General features: G+C 53.9%; 12 protein-coding genes and 2 pseudogenes. 2 read left to right on the top strand and 12 right to left on the bottom strand.

Features of this window, described 5'->3' with window-relative positions; translation table 11 throughout:
* The 9 genes and pseudogenes from Q0562_RS08400 to Q0562_RS08365 all read right to left on the bottom strand — a co-directional run.
* Positions 1-281, bottom strand: a 281-nt coding sequence (locus Q0562_RS08400) for a hypothetical protein (protein ID WP_298643445.1), incomplete at its 3' end; no start/stop codon positions are given.
* 102 nt (positions 282-383) lie between these two features.
* Positions 384-494 (bottom strand): annotated as a pseudogene (locus Q0562_RS13785) (hypothetical protein); the annotation flags it as partial.
* Between the two features lie 37 nt (positions 495-531).
* Positions 532-1,575: pseudogene (locus Q0562_RS13780) on the bottom strand (hypothetical protein); the annotation flags it as partial.
* 1,128 nt (positions 1,576-2,703) lie between these two features.
* Positions 2,704-2,940, bottom strand: coding sequence for a hypothetical protein (locus Q0562_RS08390; protein WP_298643442.1), 237 nt, complete (start codon positions 2,938-2,940; stop codon positions 2,704-2,706).
* Complete coding sequence (locus Q0562_RS08385; protein ID WP_298643441.1) at positions 2,940-3,920, bottom strand: hypothetical protein; 981 nt, start codon at positions 3,918-3,920, stop codon at positions 2,940-2,942. The genes Q0562_RS08390 and Q0562_RS08385 overlap by 1 nt, the downstream gene beginning before the upstream one ends.
* Before the next feature lie 34 nt (positions 3,921-3,954).
* Entirely contained in the window at positions 3,955-4,542 is a 588-nt protein-coding gene (locus Q0562_RS08380) for a hypothetical protein (protein WP_298643440.1), read from the bottom strand.
* A gap of 200 nt (positions 4,543-4,742) precedes the next feature.
* Complete coding sequence (locus tag Q0562_RS08375; protein WP_298643439.1) at positions 4,743-5,540, bottom strand: hypothetical protein; 798 nt, start codon at positions 5,538-5,540, stop codon at positions 4,743-4,745.
* A gap of 298 nt (positions 5,541-5,838) precedes the next feature.
* A complete protein-coding gene (locus tag Q0562_RS08370) occupies positions 5,839-6,636 on the bottom strand; it encodes a hypothetical protein (protein WP_298643437.1) in 798 nt (265 codons plus the stop codon).
* 385 nt (positions 6,637-7,021) lie between these two features.
* The gene (locus Q0562_RS08365; protein ID WP_298643435.1) at positions 7,022-7,648 is read right to left on the bottom strand and encodes a hypothetical protein; all 627 of its coding nucleotides are present in this window, start codon (positions 7,646-7,648) and stop codon (positions 7,022-7,024) included.
* A 368-nt stretch (positions 7,649-8,016) separates the two neighbouring features.
* Between Q0562_RS08365 and putP the strand changes: the two genes are divergently transcribed.
* Positions 8,017-9,558, top strand: coding sequence for a sodium/proline symporter PutP (gene putP, locus Q0562_RS08360; RefSeq protein ID WP_366144741.1), 1,542 nt, complete (start codon positions 8,017-8,019; stop codon positions 9,556-9,558).
* 54 nt (positions 9,559-9,612) lie between these two features.
* Entirely contained in the window at positions 9,613-13,221 is a 3,609-nt protein-coding gene (putA, locus tag Q0562_RS08355; RefSeq protein WP_298643432.1) for a bifunctional proline dehydrogenase/L-glutamate gamma-semialdehyde dehydrogenase PutA, read from the top strand.
* A 93-nt stretch (positions 13,222-13,314) separates the two neighbouring features.
* Here putA and Q0562_RS08350 read toward each other — a convergent pair whose 3' ends face one another.
* From Q0562_RS08350 to uvrD, 3 genes are all read right to left on the bottom strand, one after another.
* Complete coding sequence (locus Q0562_RS08350) at positions 13,315-14,076, bottom strand: MipA/OmpV family protein (protein ID WP_298643430.1); 762 nt, start codon at positions 14,074-14,076, stop codon at positions 13,315-13,317.
* 17 nt (positions 14,077-14,093) lie between these two features.
* On the bottom strand, positions 14,094-14,924 hold the full coding sequence (locus Q0562_RS08345) for a GyrI-like domain-containing protein (RefSeq protein WP_298643428.1): 831 nt from the start codon (positions 14,922-14,924) through the stop codon (positions 14,094-14,096).
* A gap of 111 nt (positions 14,925-15,035) precedes the next feature.
* Positions 15,036-17,204 carry a DNA helicase II gene (gene uvrD, locus Q0562_RS08340; RefSeq protein ID WP_366144740.1) on the bottom strand — a complete coding sequence of 723 codons (2,169 nt, stop codon included), beginning with the start codon at positions 17,202-17,204 and terminating at the stop codon, positions 15,036-15,038.
* Positions 17,205-17,263 lie beyond the last annotated feature (59 nt).

The following is a 17,263-nucleotide window of genomic DNA, read 5'->3' as shown; positions in this document are numbered from 1 at the left end:
TAGAGGAAATCCTGCGCGCCACCGCTTGCGGCGCGGTGCTCTTCCTTGTCTTTATACCCGAACGGGGCGTTGATCGCGTAATCCCCTTCGTCACGCAAAATCTTGATGCTCCAGCCGACAAGCTCCGGGGGCAGATTGGCGGTATTCTGGTTGCCGACCGTCTCCCACGATTTGCCATCAAAAGTGTGATCCAGCGCAGGATAGTTTTTGGCCTGCTCCGAGAGTATCTCCGGCGTGATGATGGTTACCCCGCCGGGACCGTAAGAAGGCGTGTATTTCACGGCAGCATCGAAAGGCAACGGATGAAACTTCCGCTTCATTTGCACATCGGCGCGCATCACACCGTCGCCGAGAATAATATCGTTGCCGGCACCGCCGATGACCGTGTCGCTGCCTTCGCCGCCTTGCAGGAAATCCTGATTGACGCTGCCGAAAAGCTGATCGTTTCCTTCGCCGCCGAGCACCCCAGTCACCCTGCTCCGTGATAACGACATTGCCCTTCTCCAAATGGCTTTCCTGCTTGTCGGCATAGAGCACATCATCACCTGCCATGCCGTTGATGAAGTCCCCGCCACCGCCGCCGATGATTTCATCCCTGTCCTCCTTCTTATCATCGTCGCTGCGCCTGTCGTTGTCCGGCAGAATGAAGCGGCTGCCGTTCAGAATATCGGCATCATCGCCGCCATGGATCCAGTCGCGCTCAAAACTGCCGAAAACAAGGTCGTTGCCCGCGCCGGTGCGTGCTACCAAGGCAAAACCCGTATCCTTATCCGCCTTCAACGGTCCGGCATCTATGCTGTCACGCAAAACCGTTCCCCTGATTTCGACATTGTCGGAAGACTTGAAGCCGTAAGTATGCTCCTGCTCCTTAAAGGCACTGAAATCAAAGATCTTGGGCGCTCCCGGAGAAGTCTTGTCCACGTCACTCTGCTTCAGCTCAATACCGAGCGGATGCCCTTCGACCTTTCCGACCTGCTTGAAATAATTCTTGATTGTTGCTTTATGCCCGCTGCCGCTTTGGGTAATGATCAGGTCATCATTATCCTGCCGGGCAACAAACTTGTTATCCGCATCTCCTTTTTTATTTACACTGAACCATAATCCGTCAGAGGCAAAGGCATTGTCTGTGCTATTCGAAAACAAAGTCGGGCTTTCGCCTTTTTCATTGTCAAATATCAGCCGACCCTGGCCGTCGACATCCAATACTGTATCTTTACCTTGGATGATATAGGTGTCAAAGTCTTTGCCACCTTCCAGGTAGTCATCACCTTCTTTGCCATCAAGGATATCTTCTCCGCCACCGCCAAAAATGTAATCACCGCTCAAATTACCGCCTTGTAAAGATTCTTGGCTGTCTGCATCATTTGTGCCGAAGATAACTCTTTTGGCTTCTCTTTTTCCTATTCCGGCAATAGCCGAAGCAATCCAAGAAATAATTCCTCCTACCACGCCGACAATCGCACTTACCACCGGTATATCTCGTTTACCAATGCGTATATTATTTTTTCCTGATGCTAGATCCTTATAAATAACAGTGTATTCTTCATCAGTAAATATATTTTCTTTTCCTAACATCTCAGCACTATAGTGCAAATACTCATTAGTCATTCCATAATAAGTTTCTTGATTACTGGGATCAAATATTATCAATTCCTGATATTCATCTTTTAGCCTTTCTTGCGTATATATATCTTTATCTACAAGAATAAAATCCATCTTGTGCTTTAGAGCATAACGGGTGGCTATTCCTAAATTATTCTGTCCTTTTGCATAAGTTACTAAAAATTCCGAGGATTCTGTAGGTATCAATTTCCGCCCTTCTTTAAAAAAGAAAAGTTTGTGAATCTCGGCTGTATCTAAAAACTGAGACAGCGAAGCCTCATCATTTATTGCCCCTTGCGGAAGAGGCAAGTTTGTAATCAGTTTATAAATCTCTCCAAAAATTCGTACCGTTTTTTCATAATCCATATCCTTATAATCCTCATCACCGAATAGTGTACCTATATCTTCAAAAGGCAAAACCTCTCCTCCGCCATCTCGGAAGCCCTTTGAGATAAGATGCGTTATCTTTATTACATTGTCTAACTTATTTTGAGACAAATCATTAAATAAAAATGGGGTTATAGAATCTATTGTATTAATATACCATTCCGCATCATATAAACCTAATTTATCAAAAACCCATTCTGCAGAATTATAAACCGCTTTAAAGTATAAATCTGTAGCAATTCCTGCAAAAACTCCTCTTGCTGTTATTCCAAGCAGGTTTTTTGCCGACAGAAAAGGAAATCTCTTTATTTTCTCTAATATTCCGACTGATTTACCAGAGATAAAATTACCTTCAAGTGGCGTTACTATTGCAGAATTCCAGGCGGCACCGTAATCCTCAGCATTATTAGGATCAAATTTTGTTAACATTGCCTTTAGATAGCCACCATAATTGAAGAGTTTATCTAATTTGGAATACAACAAACTCTCAAAATTCGGACCAACTAATTTGTTGAAAACAGCAGATAAAGATTTTTTATTTGCATCAAAATCAATTCCTATTTTCTTGAGAAGGGCTTCCAAATTATTGTTAGCATTCTTGATATTTTGATTTAAAACGGAGCGAAGGCGTTCCAAAACTGAATTCTTTCCTTTATATGAACTATTCTCTACATAATCATCTAGGACCGCCAACATCTCCATACTACTGCGTCTTTATACAGCAGTGACTATAACCTTTTCAAAACCAGGCTTAAGATCTTTAATTGACTTAAGATCTGGTTTATGATAATCAAGTATTATTTCACCAATAAGAACCGCGCCCAGACGGGTAACATTGCTGAATGCAAATGTCGCTGCATTATTTCTTACATCACATATTGTGTTATCTCGCACGGCTTCAAACACGGTTTCAACAATGTAATCTGTCAAACTATTGTTTTGATTACTCATCACTTACTCCTTTTGCTTAAGGCTTTTTTAAAATAAAAAAGCCAACTGATAATAAATTTTACGCCTACAATTATAGAAACAAAACCCAAATTAACCCAAAGTTCATATGGCCACGCCCCCTTATATACCATGTTTAATTTAAAGTCAATACTATTAACCAAGGAAAGTAAACCACCTATCAGTACAAACGACATTACCAAGGTGGCAGTTAGAGACCATAAAAGTGCTTTAACTGAATTAGCATTGTATAGTTTCAACGCTTCCAACCCTGCTGCGTCAAAAAAATCCCATAATAATATGGAGAATGAAGCCAGCATGGGAACAAAAAATAATGTTCTAAAAAAATTAAATAATAACACAGAATCTCCTGCCTTTGAGAATAAAAACTCTCTTTCTGTAACCAACCCACTAACTACCGTCCTGTTTAAAGATATTGAGAATAATTTTATGCTTCTAGTTTTTTCAGAAGACAAAGAGGTGTTATCAATCATCCAGGCAACAATGCTCTTAACCAGGGAGGGTTCCCATATGAGTTGAAAATTTTTTACCCAAGCGCTGATATAAAATATCTCAAATAAAAAATAACAACCAAGAAAATACAGTGCTATTTTTTGATACTTTCTACGTAGCAATTCACCTTTATTTATTAGGTATTCCTTAACACTCATTGCCAATTCTTTATTTTCTATTTGACATACTGCCAAAAGAATTTTATTTTTCAGCTTTTTATTTGTTGCAGCATTAATGAAAAATAGAGAATACCAAAAAGGGGTTAATAAAACTGCTGCACACAGAAGAAGGAAATAGAAAAAATTCAGCAGCAAGTTTTGTTGCAAGCTATAAATTGATATTTCAAAGCCTAAGGTATAGTATCCCAATACTATCCAAAAGCATATTATGGCTAAATATATTAACAGACTTTCCTTATAAAGCCCTTCATTATCCAACCAATTTAAAGCGATCTGATTTCTTGTTTTCAACAACCTCTCCCAATTAATTTAATCCATATCTATCTCAATACAGGGTGTCAAAAACTGTTGCCAAACGCCCTCCCAGGCTGTATCCGGTCAGGCTGATTTTCTCGCCATCACCAATAACCTTATTTTCACGCAAAGACTGATACCAGCGTTCCATATCATCAATTTGACCAAATGCCCAACCTTTTTCAGCAATTTCCAGCGTATTGGTTGCCTGGTTGTCACGCGTACTATCATCAATAAATTCAGTACTGTGGAAAGACATGACCAACTGGTCTTTTTCAACAATCACGTTACCTTTATTATCCTCGATAGGCTGCTTTACCCTAAACAGGGTGCCGGAAAAACCGGTATCGGTGATTGGCATATAGGAAATGACTTCCCAGTTATTTAGGAATTTTTCAGCTTGAATTTCAGTTAACTTACTTGTGTAATTATTTCCATATGTCAGTAAGTCCTTATTTATTCTTATGTCGTCTTTCTCATAGGACTTCCTAGGAGAGGGAACCCTATTTTCATTATCTTCAAGCTTTCCTTCTAAAAAATTTTCTGCTACGATTTGTAGCTTTGCCATTTCTAACATTTCAGCTGCAGAAGGAATGTTTTGCAATTGTTCATCAGGCATGGCTTAGTCTCCTTGCTTGGGTTTAACAACTTGATCAACGAAAAAGCGAATAACATCACGTTGATTTTGATTAGAACTAGGACAAACATTAGCAAATGCCCAAGGCACCCGCTGGTTTCTATTTCCTTGCCCAGGCTCCATACTATACCAAGTCTTACTTGCCATTAAAGTATCAGTCTCATTATCGTAAATATTGATAGTTAATCCTGCAACCCAGTATTGACGATCAGCAGGATTAATAATGGGGAATACTCTACGGCATAGCGCGCAGGCTTTCTATCCAGGGGAGTTGTTATTATTGTATCCCTATCTTTTCTTTCACTAGCACTTGGATATTGATAACGTAAATAAGAACCATCCGGTTGTCTGACATCAGTATAACTGTATCCATCATAAACTCTATCATCAATTTCTAACTTTTTTTCATACCCAAATATGCGTTTAAACGTTTCTTTATTTCTTGGGCTGGGATCAACATCTCTTAGAGAACGTTGAGGAGTATTAGACTTACTTCTTAGTTCCCAATCTAAGAAATTTCTTATATAATTATTACCCCCACCAGAATAAGGTAATGCGGCCCCTTCCCACATTGGATCATCAATTAATGCATGTGTATATTCCTGTGGTACATTCAGGAGCGTAATTCCCTCTACGCCTTCCACGGTGTGATAAATCTTTTCTCCTGCCGTTTTGCAGCGTTCATCAAAAATGGCTTTGGCTTTGTTGTAGCGCGCCTGAAATTCATCCCGTTTGGCTTGCTGTTTACGGATATAGGTTTGCCGCTCTATATAGTCTTTGCCGATGGGGATCATAAAGAGTGCGGTAACAGCAAGGCAGGCCACGCTTTGCAGCCGTCGTCGCCATCGATGATTCTCCATCGCTTTGCCGACGATTATCCATGCGATAAGCAGACAAAGCAGGAACGTGAATAAGTATGTGTAGAACAGGATATTGCCCAGCAGGGCCAGTGCGTTGAAGATATTGGCAGGAGTTAGCATAATGACATCTTGGCTATTTCATCGTATGATGGCTTGTTATTAGGCCATTTCCAGCATTTTAGCGGCAGAAGGAATATTTTGCGGTTGATTGTTGGACATGATTAGTCTCCTTGCTTGGGTTTAACAACTTGATCAACAGAAAATCGAATAATATGCCTCCTATCTTCTTCAAATGGAGGACACATATTGGCAAAAGCCCATGGGACACGCTGGTTACTATTTCCCTGTCTAGGTTACATACTATACCAAGTCTTGCTTGCCATTAAAGTATCAGTCTCGGTATCATAAATATTAATGGTCAATCCCGCAACCCAGTATTGACGATCAGCAGGATTAATAATGGGGAATACTCTACAGCATAGCGCGCAGGCTTTCTATTCAGGGGAGTTGTTATTATTGTATCCCTATCTTTTCTTTCACTAGCACTTGGATATTGATAACGCAGATAAGAACCATCGAGTTGTTTGACATCTGCATAACGATATCCATCATAAATAACATCATTTTTTTCTAATCTTGGCTCGTATCTAAATATGCGTATAAAAGTTTCTCTTGCTTGAGGCCTAGTATCAACGTCTCTTAGGGTTCTCTTTAGTTCATTAGTTTTATTCCTGACCTCCCAATATAAAAATTCACTAATATAGTTTTTTCCTGTGCTTGATTGCGGTATTCCTGCGCCCTCCCACATTGGATCATGCCCTAACGCATCTGTATATTTCTGCGGCACATTCAGCAGCGTAATTCCCTCTACGCCTTCCACGGTGTGATAAATCTTTTCTCCTGCCGTTTTGCAGCGTTCATCAAAAATGGCTTTGGCTTTGTTGTAGCGCGCCTGAAATTCATCCCGTTTGGCTTGCTGCTTACGGATATAGGTTTGCCGCTCCATATAGTCTTTACCGATAGAGATCATAAAGAGTGCGGTAACAGCAAGGCAGGCGGCACTTTGTAGCAGACGGCGCTGTTTATGATCTACCATCGTTTTGCCGACAAATTTCCATGCCGCCCGCAGGGAGAGCAGGAATACGGCCAGATAGACGAGAGACAGGATATTACCCAGCAGGGCCAGTGCTTTGAAGATATCGGCGGGGGTCAGCATGACAGATTCCTCCCGGTGCAGGGGATGGCGGGGGAAACGTAGAGATGCTGCCGGATGGCGTAGGGATTCCGCAGCAGCGGAAGGTGAGGGGCGGTGTTGGCAGTGGGCTGTTGCATGAACGCCTCCTTGCGATTGGTTTATTAGATTATTCTCTCAAGGTCATATCACGTCAATGTGTTTTTTTTTACGATATTTACATCATTTATTCAGGTTCTCTATTTGTTTTTGTTGTTCTGAGTGTTTTTGTTTGCCCGGTTACGGTTGCCTGCCGCCGATGTGTTGCGCGCAGTAGCGTTGAGTTGTCGTCAGGTGGGGCTTCAGCCGCAGTAATAATGCCGAGGCGGGCTGAGAAGCCCGCCCTGCGTAAGTTATTCTTTTCCGGGAATTATTCCGCCTTGATGCGGCAGGCGCCGTGTGTTTGTTCGTCGCAGGGTTCGCAGTGCTCGCGTTCGTGGTAGCTCGCGGCGAGTTCGTGCAGCGCGGCTTTGCCGGCGGCGTGGTCGGCACCTTTGCCCAGTTGCAGCACGAAGAAGTCGAGGGTGTTTTTGCCGGGGAAGTAGGCGGCCATTTCTTCGACATCGGGGCCGGCGTAGCCGGTGTAGTGCCACAGTTCGCCGTGTGCGCCGTCCCTGCCCGTGATGTCGGCTTCTTTGGTGGCGCTAACCGTCTGTTTGGGTTCGGAATCCCGGTACATGGCGATGGTTTCGTCCACCTGCTTCTTGATGATGGCCTGCGCGTCGGCGGCGGTGTCGTTGTTTCTGGTGCGGGTGTACATGACCATCGGCGCGTTTTTCCAGGCGCTGCCTTCGGGCAGGAAGATCATGGGGATGCCTTCGGCGGCCAGGGTGGTGTTGTCCATTGTCCAGCCGCCGGGGGCGGTGAAGCCGTAGCAGTGGTTTCCACTGTGGGCATAGCCGGAAAGCGGGGTAATGCCGCTTTGTGGCGCGCTAGCGGCGGTGTGGGCAGAGGCAGCAAGGGCAAGCGCGCAGGCGGTGATGAGGGGTTTGTGCATGGTGTTTTCCTTATGGCTGGGGGGCAGTTGATTGACCGGGCGACGGGCGGGTGGTGTCCGGTCGGTGCCAGACGTATGTTAGCGCTTTTGCGCGCGGGTTGGGCTAACGTTTGGGGTTATGCGTTCTTTATATAGGGATTTTCGTGGGTCATTGTGGTTATGCGCGGTAGTACTTGTTACCGTTTTCCGTCTTGTTCCGTGATTATAAAATTTTTCGTGTATCTCTTTGTTTTTACAGGGATTGACTTACGTGGGTTTTTCTGTATAAATTGTTAAATGCACGTTATCTTCTGTGCAGGTTAACGTTGCTGTACCCGTCCGCGCTGCGGATTTTTATCTCAATATTTATTCATGATGAGGGCTTTTTTATGGGTAATTTCAATGCGATGCACGTAACTTTCGGTCTGTATCTGATTGTCGTGCTGTTAATCGGAATTGCGGCGTATTTTTCGACACGCGATTTTAATGACTATATTCTCGGCGGGCGCAGCCTCGGCCCGTTTGTAACCGCCATGTCGGCCGGTGCTTCCGATATGTCCGGCTGGTTGTTGATGGGTTTGCCGGGGGCGGTGTTTCTTTCCGGCCTCAGCCAATCGTGGATTGCCATCGGCTTGATGGTCGGCGCGTATTTTAACTGGCTGCTGGTAGCGGGCAGGTTGCGGGTGCATACGGAATTGAACAATAACGCCCTAACGCTGCCGGATTATTTTTTTCACCGCTTTGGCTCGCTGGGCACAGTGATTAAGGTGGTTTCCGCGACGATTATTTTGTTCTTTTTCACGATTTATTGCGCGTCGGGTATTGTTGCCGGGGCGCGTCTCTTTGAAAGCCTGTTCCATGTTTCTTATACGCAGGCGATGTGGCTCGGTGCGGGGGCAACGATTGTTTATACCTTCCTCGGCGGCTTCCTCGCGGTGAGCTGGACGGATACGGTACAGGCGACTTTAATGATTTTCGCCCTGATTCTGACGCCTGTCATGGTGCTGATTGTGGTCGGTGGTCCGGATGATGTGTCGCTCTCGATTGCCAATATGGCGCAGGAAACGGGCAAGTCGTATAGCGGCCTGTTTGCCGGCACGACTTTCCTCGGCATTGTCTCCACGGCCGCTTGGGGATTGGGCTATTTCGGCCAGCCGCATATTCTTGCCCGCTTTATGGCCGCCGATAATGTGCCTTCATTAAAAAGCGCGCGCCGCATTGGCATGACCTGGATGATTTTGTGCCTGGGCGGCGCGGTTGCCGTTGGTTATTTCGGCATTGCCTATGCAGGCGTGTTTGGCGATAAGCTCAATGCGGAATTGCAGGGCAATCACGAGCGGATTTTTATTGCCCTTGCAACGCTTTTGTTTAATCCGTGGATTGCCGGGGTGATTCTCTCCGCCATTCTTGCCGCCGTGATGTCCACGCTGTCCTGCCAGTTATTGGTGTGTTCAAGTGCGATTGCCGAGGATTTTTATAAGGGCTTTTTGCGCCCGGCGGCGAGCCAGTTTGAAATGGTATGGGTTGGCCGCCTGATGGTTTTGGCGGTCGCGGTGATTGCCATCGTGATTGCCGCCGACCCGAACAGCCGCGTGCTGGGGCTGGTGTCCTACGCCTGGGCGGGTTTTGGTGCCGCTTTCGGCCCGGTGGTGATTCTCTCGCTGTTCTGGAAGCGGATGACCGCCGCCGGCGCGCTGGCCGGGATGACCATCGGCGCCATCGTCGTCGTCGCCTGGGCGGAAGGGGTCAATCCGTGGCTCGCCGCACACGGTTATGCGACGATGTATGAAATCGTTCCCGGTTTTATCGCCTGTGCGCTCGCCATCGTGCTGGTGTCGCTGCTCTCGCCCGCCCCCTCTCGCGCCGTCATCGAGCGCTTCGAGCAGGGCGACCGCGAATACCACAGCAAAAAACACGGCCAATCCGCATAAATCACCATATAATGCGTTTTAACGCATTTATTTTCACAACGAAGGAGTTTCATCATGTTCGCATTTTCCCATCCTCAATCCGCCCTGCGCGACGCTATCACTACCGCTTATCGCCGCGACGAGGCGGAGGCCGTCGCCGATATGCTGGCGCGCGCGCAGTTAAGCGAGGATGAACGCCGCGAGGCGGAAGCGCTCGCCCGTCGTCTGGTCAAGCAGGTGCGCGAAAGCCGCCGCAAGGCCAGCGGCGTGGACGCGCTGATGCACGAGTTTTCCCTGTCCAGCGAGGAAGGCGTGGCGCTGATGTGCCTCGCCGAAGCGCTGCTGCGCATTCCCGATGTCGAGACGCGCAACCGGCTGATTCAGGACAAGATTTCCGGCGGCGACTGGAAAAGCCACCTGGGACACAGCCCGTCCATGTTCGTCAACGCCTCCGCCTGGGGGCTGCTGATTACCGGCAAGCTGACCGCGCCAAGCGATGAAAAATCGCTGGGCAGCGCGCTCACCCGCATCATCGGCAAGGGCGGCGCGCCGCTTATCCGCCAGGGCGTGAACTTCGCCATGCGCATGCTCGGCAAACAGTTCGTTACCGGGCAAACCATTGAAGAAGCGCTGAAAAACGGCAAGGCGCGGGAAAAAATGGGCTACCGCTACTCCTTCGACATGCTCGGCGAAGCGGCGATGACCCAGGCCGACGCCGACCGCTACTTCCAGGACTACGTGGATGCCATCCACGCCATCGGCAAAGATGCGGCGGGCGCGGGCGTCTATGAAGGCAACGGCATCTCGGTGAAACTCTCCGCCATCCACCCGCGCTACTGGCGCGCGCAGCACGAGCGGGTGATGACCGAACTGCTGCCGCGTCTGAAAGAACTTTTCCTGCTCGGCAAACAATACGACATCGGCATCAACATCGACGCCGAAGAAGCCAACCGCCTCGAACTCTCGCTCGACCTGATGGAAGCGCTGGTTTCCGACCCGGATTTGGCGGGCTACAAAGGTATCGGTTTCGTCGTGCAGGCCTATCAAAAACGCTGCCCCTTCGTCATCGATTACCTGATCGACCTTGCCCGCCGCAGCAAGCAGAAACTGATGATTCGTCTCGTCAAGGGCGCGTACTGGGACAGCGAAGTCAAATGGGCGCAAGTGGACGGCATGGACGGCTACCCCGTCTATACCCGCAAAGTCCACACCGACGTCTCCTACCTCGCCTGCGCGCGCAAACTGCTTGCCGCACAAGACGCCGTCTTCCCGCAATTCGCCACCCATAACGCCTATACCCTCGGTGCCATCTACCAGATGGGCAAGGACAAAGACTTCGAGCACCAATGCCTGCACGGCATGGGCGAGACCCTCTACGACCAGGTCGTCGGCCCGCAAAACCTCGGCCGCCGCGTGCGCGTCTATGCCCCGGTCGGCACCCACGAAACCCTGCTCGCCTACCTCGTCCGCCGCCTGCTCGAAAACGGCGCGAACTCTTCCTTCGTCAACCAGATTGTGGACGAAAACATCAGCATCGACGAGCTGGTCAAAAGCCCGCTGGATGCCGCCGCCGCGACCCACGGCAAGATGCACGCCGCGCTGCCGCTGCCGCAGAACCTCTACGGCGACAAACGCGCCAACTCGCGCGGCGTCGATTTCAGCAACGAACACGTCCTGCAACAACTCGAACGCGACATGAACGCCGCCGCCGCGCGGCCCGTCCAGGCGGCAAGCATCGCCGCCGTGCCCATAGAAAGCGACGCCCCGCACGACGTGACAAACCCGGCGGATCACCGCGACATCGTCGGCAACGCCGCCTTCCTGCAAGCCGCCTCCGTCCCCGCCATCATCAGCGCCGCCAAAGACGCCGAAAGCCGCTGGGCCGCCGTCGCCCCCGCCGCACGCGCCGCCATCCTGCGCCGCATCGCCGACCTCTTTGAGGCCCACGCCGCCGAACTCATGACGCTCGCCGTCCGGGAAGCGGGCAAAACCCTCGGCAACGCCGTCGCCGAAGTGCGCGAAGCGGTGGATTTCTGCCGCTACTACGCGAACGAGGCAGAAACTACCTGCGCCGCGCGCGCACCCGTCGGCACCATCGTCGCCATCAGCCCCTGGAACTTCCCGCTCGCCATCTTCACCGGCGAAGTCGTGGCCGCCCTTGCCGTGGGCAACACCGTCATCGCCAAACCCGCCGAACAGACCGGCCTCATCGCCTACCGCGCCGTGCAGCTCATGCACCAGGCCGGCATCCCGCGCGACGCCCTGCAACTCGCCCTCGGCGCGGGCGACATCGGCGCGGCGCTCACCGCCGACCCGCGCGTGAACGGCGTCGTCTTCACCGGCTCGACCGAAGTCGCCCAGGCGATCAACCGCACCCTCGCCGCGCGCGACGACGACCCCGTGCTCATCGCCGAAACCGGCGGGCAGAACGCCATGATCGTGGACAGCACCGCGCTCGCCGAACAAGTCTGCGCCGACGTCATCACCTCCGCCTTCGACAGCGCCGGCCAACGCTGCTCCGCCCTGCGCATCCTCTGCGTCCAGGAAGACGTCGCCGACCGCACCATCGCCATGATCAAAGGCGCGATGGACGAACTGCGCGTGGACAACCCCGCCAAACTCGCCACCGACGTCGGCCCCGTCATCGACAAAGAAGCACAGCAAAACCTGCTGGCGCACATCGACAACATCAAAAAAGTAGCGAAAAGCAGCCATCAGAGCAAACTCGCCGCCGACATCAACCCCGCACACAGCACCTTCGTGCCGCCAACCCTGATCGAACTCACGAACCTCGACCAGCTCACCCGCGAAAACTTCGGCCCCGTGCTGCATGTCCTGCGCTACAAAAACAGCGGGCTTGACCGCCTCATCGCGCAAATCAACGACAAAGGCTACGCGCTGACCGGCGGCATCCACAGCCGCATTGACGGTGCCATTGAGCACATCGGCGCACACCTCGAAGCGGGCAACCTCTACATCAACCGCAACATCGTCGGCGCCGTCGTCGGCGTCCAGCCCTTCGGCGGCCACGGCAAATCCGGCACCGGCCCCAAAGCAGGCGGGCAAAACTACCTGCAACGCCTCTCACGCGGCGGCCACTGGCAAGCCCCCGCCGTTACCCGTGCAGGTGAAGCGGACGAAGCCGCCCTCAGCCAAATCCTCGACGCCGTCGCACAAAGCGATCTCCCCGGCGACGTCAAAACCCGCCTGCAACAAAGCGCCGACGACGCCCGCAAGAACACCCTGCGCCTCGCCGTCGAACGCCTCGGCGGCCCGACCGGGGAAACCAACGAGAACCGCTGGCACATGCCCGCAACCATCGCCCTCTACGGCGGCGACCTCGCGCAAAGCCTCGCCGTGCTCATCCCCGTCGCCGCCGCCGGCGGGCGCCTCGGCGTCGGCAAAGCGCACCCGCTCGCCGCCTGGAAAGACCGCCTGGGCGGCCTCGTCCGCGTCAGCGACCAACCCGTTGCCGACGACGCCGGCCACGTCATCGCCCTCACCGCGCTGCCTGCCGAAGAAAAAACCGCACTGGCAGCACGCGATGGTGCCATCGTCAAAATCCACTCCGCCGATGCGGATGGCAACGTGGACATCCTGCCGCTCTACCGGGAAAACAGCCGCAGCACCAACACCACCGCCGCCGGCGGCAACGCCAGCCTGATGGCGATGGCCGAAGTCTGAATCTGAAGCGGCATCTGCTAACAAAAAACCCTTCCGTCCGGAAGGGTTTTTTCATGGATGCCGCCAGGCGGTGTCATGCCGTGAAGATAGGCATCAGAAGTTGTAGGTCGCGCCGACCATGCCGCTGTATGCGGCCTTTTTCTCCGTCATCGGGCTGTCCTTGACCGCGCCGGATAGTTTCTCGGCGCGCACGCCGGCAAAGGCGCTGATGTGCGGGCTGATGTGGTATTGCGCGCTGAGGTCAACATAGGGGCTGATGCCGCCTTTGGCGTGGTAGGCGGAGAGGCCGCTGCGTGCCGCTTCTGTCTCGCTCACGCCGTAGTAGTACCGGTTGTATTTTTTGCCGGCCCAGGTCGCACCCACGGCGGGGGTGATGGCGAGTTGCGGACTTACCGCCCAGGTGTAGTCGTATTGCACTTCGATTTGCGTGCCTTTGCTGTTGCCGGAGATGTCCTGCGAGAGGGTGGTTTGCAGGCTGCCGTAGCCGGTGTCGAGGCGGTAGCCGAGGTCGGCGTTGATGCCCGGTTTGCGCCGGTCGAGCTGTTGCAGGCGGGGATCGCGGCTGCGGTTCGGTTTGAACGCGTTGCCGTCGTAGCTCGCGCCCAGGGTGAGGGTCTGCGTTTCGCTGTTGTAGAGTTTGACGCCGGCCGAGGCACCGTCGAGGTAGATGTGCGGGCTTTCGTAGTGCAAGAGCGGCGCGGCGTGCCAGTGGTTGCCGTCGTAGTCTTTGTACACGCCGCCGGTGTAACCGGCGGCGATGCCGAGGCTGAAGCGGCTGTCGCTGTCTTCTCCGGCGGCATGGGTGCCTGCCGTGAGGGCAAGCAGGGCGAGTAGTGCGGGTTTGCTGTGGTGCATGGTGTCTCCTGATTGACTTAGAGGATGCCGCCATTCATCGGCGGTAGCGGGTTTTTGCGCGGTGCCAGCGGGACGCAGATATCGACGCGGTATTGTTGTTGCGGGTCGTCGTGGTGGGCGTCGAGGTATTCGAGATGGATGGGCGCGTCGGCGGCGGTTTCGCCGCACTGCGGCAGGTAGTGATGCAGCAGCCAGTCGCCGGCGTGGTCGAGATCGGCATAGGTGCCGTGATAATGCAGCACGGCGTGCTCGCCACCGGCAATGGTGCCGCTGTGCAGCGGCGGGGCGATGTGTGCGGGCGGCAGGGTCACGGCGATGTAGCAGCCGCAACGGGCGAAGACAGGCGGGATGTGGATGGAAAAAGCGCGCGATTCCCGGCAGGAGTGGCCGCGCAGGCTGAGGAGGATGCGCAGTTGGTGGAAGGTGTCGGTGAGGCGGAGGTAATGGCCTTCGTGCTTGAGAATGGCGACGGGGACGGGCGCGAGGGTGGTGATTTCGACGGGGTAGTGGTCGCGGCGGTGGTAGTCGCGGTAAGCCTGCGGGCTGAGGCCGTAGGCACGGGCGAAGATGCGGGTGAAGGATTGGGCATTGCCGCCGTAGCCGCAGGCACGGGCGATGGCGGCGATGGGGCGGTTGTTGTTGCGCAGCAGCCAGGCGGCGTGGTGCAGGCGCTGCCATTTCAGGGTTTGGTAAGGGGTTTCGCCCATCAGGGCGCGGTAGCGGCGGTGCCAGTGCCACGGCGACAGTGCCGCTTCGGCGGCGAGGCGGTTGAGGTCAATGTCGCGGTCGTAGTGGCTGTGCAGGTAGTGCAGGGCGCGGCGGAAACGGTGTTCGTCGTGTGTGTTCATGCGGGCAGGGTAGGGCAGGACGATGGATGGTTCTTGCGCTTTTGTACGGGATGTCGTACTGCCGTTTTGCCGTCAGCCCGCCCCCGGCCGCGTTGTTTTTGGGGACGGGTTTCAGGTTTTTTCCAGTTTGGCGTAGGCCAGTACCAACCATTTTTCCCCGGCGTCGGCGAAGTTGACGAGGATGCGGCGGTGCTCGCCGCTGCCTTCGAGTGCCATGACACAGCCGTCGCCGAATTTGGGGTGGCGCACGTTCGTGCCGATCGGGTAGGGGCTGCCGTCGTCATGGGCGGGCGCGGCGTGGCGGGTCTGCCGCATTTTGCTGATGCCGCTGTACACCATCGGGCGCACCGCTTCGGTCAGTTCCGCCGGGATTTCGTGGATGAAGCGCGAGGGCTGCGGGTAGGTGTCCTGCCCCTGGAAGCGGCGGCGTTCGGCGAAGCAGAGGGTGAGGTGCTGTTCGGCGCGGGTCATGCCGACGTAGGCGAGGCGGCGCTCTTCTTCGAGTTTTTCCGGGCTTTCGCAGGCGCGCTGGGTCGGGAACAGGCCTTCTTCCATGCCGACGATGTACACGTTCGGGTATTCGAGGCCTTTGGCGCTGTGCAGGGTCATGAGCTGGACGCTGTCTGTGCCTTCTTCAGCCTGACCGTCGCCTGCGTCCAGCGCGGCGTCGGCGAGGAAGTCCATGATGCGGTCGCTGTCGGGGTCGGTGGTGAGGTCTATGTAGCTGCCGGCGTTGATGAGTTCGTCGAGGTTGTCGCGCCGCGCTTCGGCCTGTTCACTGTGCTCGGCTTCAAGGGCAGCGTAAAGGCCGCTGTCATGCACGGTGTATTCGAGGGCTTTTTTCAGCGAGGGTTCGTGATTGATTTTGTGCGCGAGGTCGTCGATAAGGCGGACGAAGTCGCGCAGGGCGTTTTTGGCGCGGGCGGGGTAGTGGCTGTTGATGAGGGTGTCGTTGGTGAGGATTTGCCACAGGCTGGCGCCGTGCTGTTGCGCGTGCTGACGCAGGTCGGCCAGGGTTTTCTGGCCAATGCCGCGCGGTGGGGTGTTGATGATGCGTTCGAGGGCGCCATCGTCATCGCGGTAGCGGGCGAGACGCAGGTAGGCGAGCGCGTCTTTGATTTCGGCGCGCTCGAAGAAGCGTAGGCCGCCATAGACGCGGTAGGGCAGGCGGTGCTGCAAGAGCATTTCTTCGAAGACGCGCGATTGGGCGTTGGAGCGGTAGAGGATGGCGCAGTCGTCGTAACGGCCGCCTGCTGCCTGCCAGCGCTGGATTTCGGCGCAGATGTAGCGTGCTTCGTCGTGTTCGTTAATGGCGGGGTAGATGCGCACCGCCGCGCCGCGCGCGCCATCGCTCCACAGGGTTTTGCCGAGACGCTGGCTGTTTTGCGCAATGACGGCGTTGGCGGCATCGAGGATGGTCTGGGTTGAACGGTAGTTTTGTTCGAGGCGGATGGTGGCGAGGCCGGGGTAGTCGTGTTCGAGTTGCAGGATGTTTTCGACGCGCGCGCCACGCCAGCCGTAGATGGACTGGTCGTCATCACCCACGACGAAGAGTTGCGCACCGCCCGCGCTGATTTGTTGGACAAGGCGGTATTGCAGGGCGTTGGTGTCCTGAAATTCGTCCACAAGGATGCTCTGGAAACGCTGCTGGTAGTTACGCAGCACGTCGGCGTGGTGGGTAAAGAGTTCGACGGTGAGCAGGAGCAATTCGGCGAAGTCCATCGTACCTTGCTGGCGGCAGAGGCGCTCGTAATCGGCGTAGAAATCGCGCACGGCGATGTTGGTCGGGTGCGGATTGGGCGGGATGTCAGCCGCGCGCAGGCCATCTTCTTTCCAGGCGTTGATTTGCCAGACTAGCGCTTTCGGCTTGATATGGTTTTCGTCCCACTGCCGCGCGCGCATCATGCGCTTCACCATGCGCAGCTGGTCATCGCTGTCCATGATGATGAATTGTTCCGGCCAGCCGAGCAGCATGGCGTGACGGCGCAGGATGCGGTGGCAGATGCCGTGGAAGGTACCCATCCACAGTTGCCCAAGCGGACGTTCCAGCGCGGCTTCGAGACGCTGGCGCATTTCGCGTGCGGCTTTGTTGGTAAAGGTGAGCGCCAGCAGTCCGTAGGGCGAGATGCCTTCAACCGCCATCAGCCATTGCATGCGCTGCACGAGGACGCGTGTTTTGCCGCTGCCCGCCCCGGCGATGATGCGCAGGGCGCGCGCCGGATGGGTGACGGCTTCGCGCTGGCGTTCGTTCAGGCCGCTGAGGATTTCGCTGACATCCACGTGTGTTCTCCGCAAAAAGGCGGGCATTATAGTGGCTGGTGGCGGCGGGTTTGGTAATG

Source organism: uncultured Cardiobacterium sp. (assembly GCF_938028825.1).
In the GTDB taxonomy this organism is placed as follows: Bacteria; Pseudomonadota; Gammaproteobacteria; order Cardiobacteriales; family Cardiobacteriaceae; genus Cardiobacterium.
The sequence above is the reverse complement of the archived record's forward strand: the minus strand, read 5'-3'. Positions and strand labels throughout refer to the sequence as shown.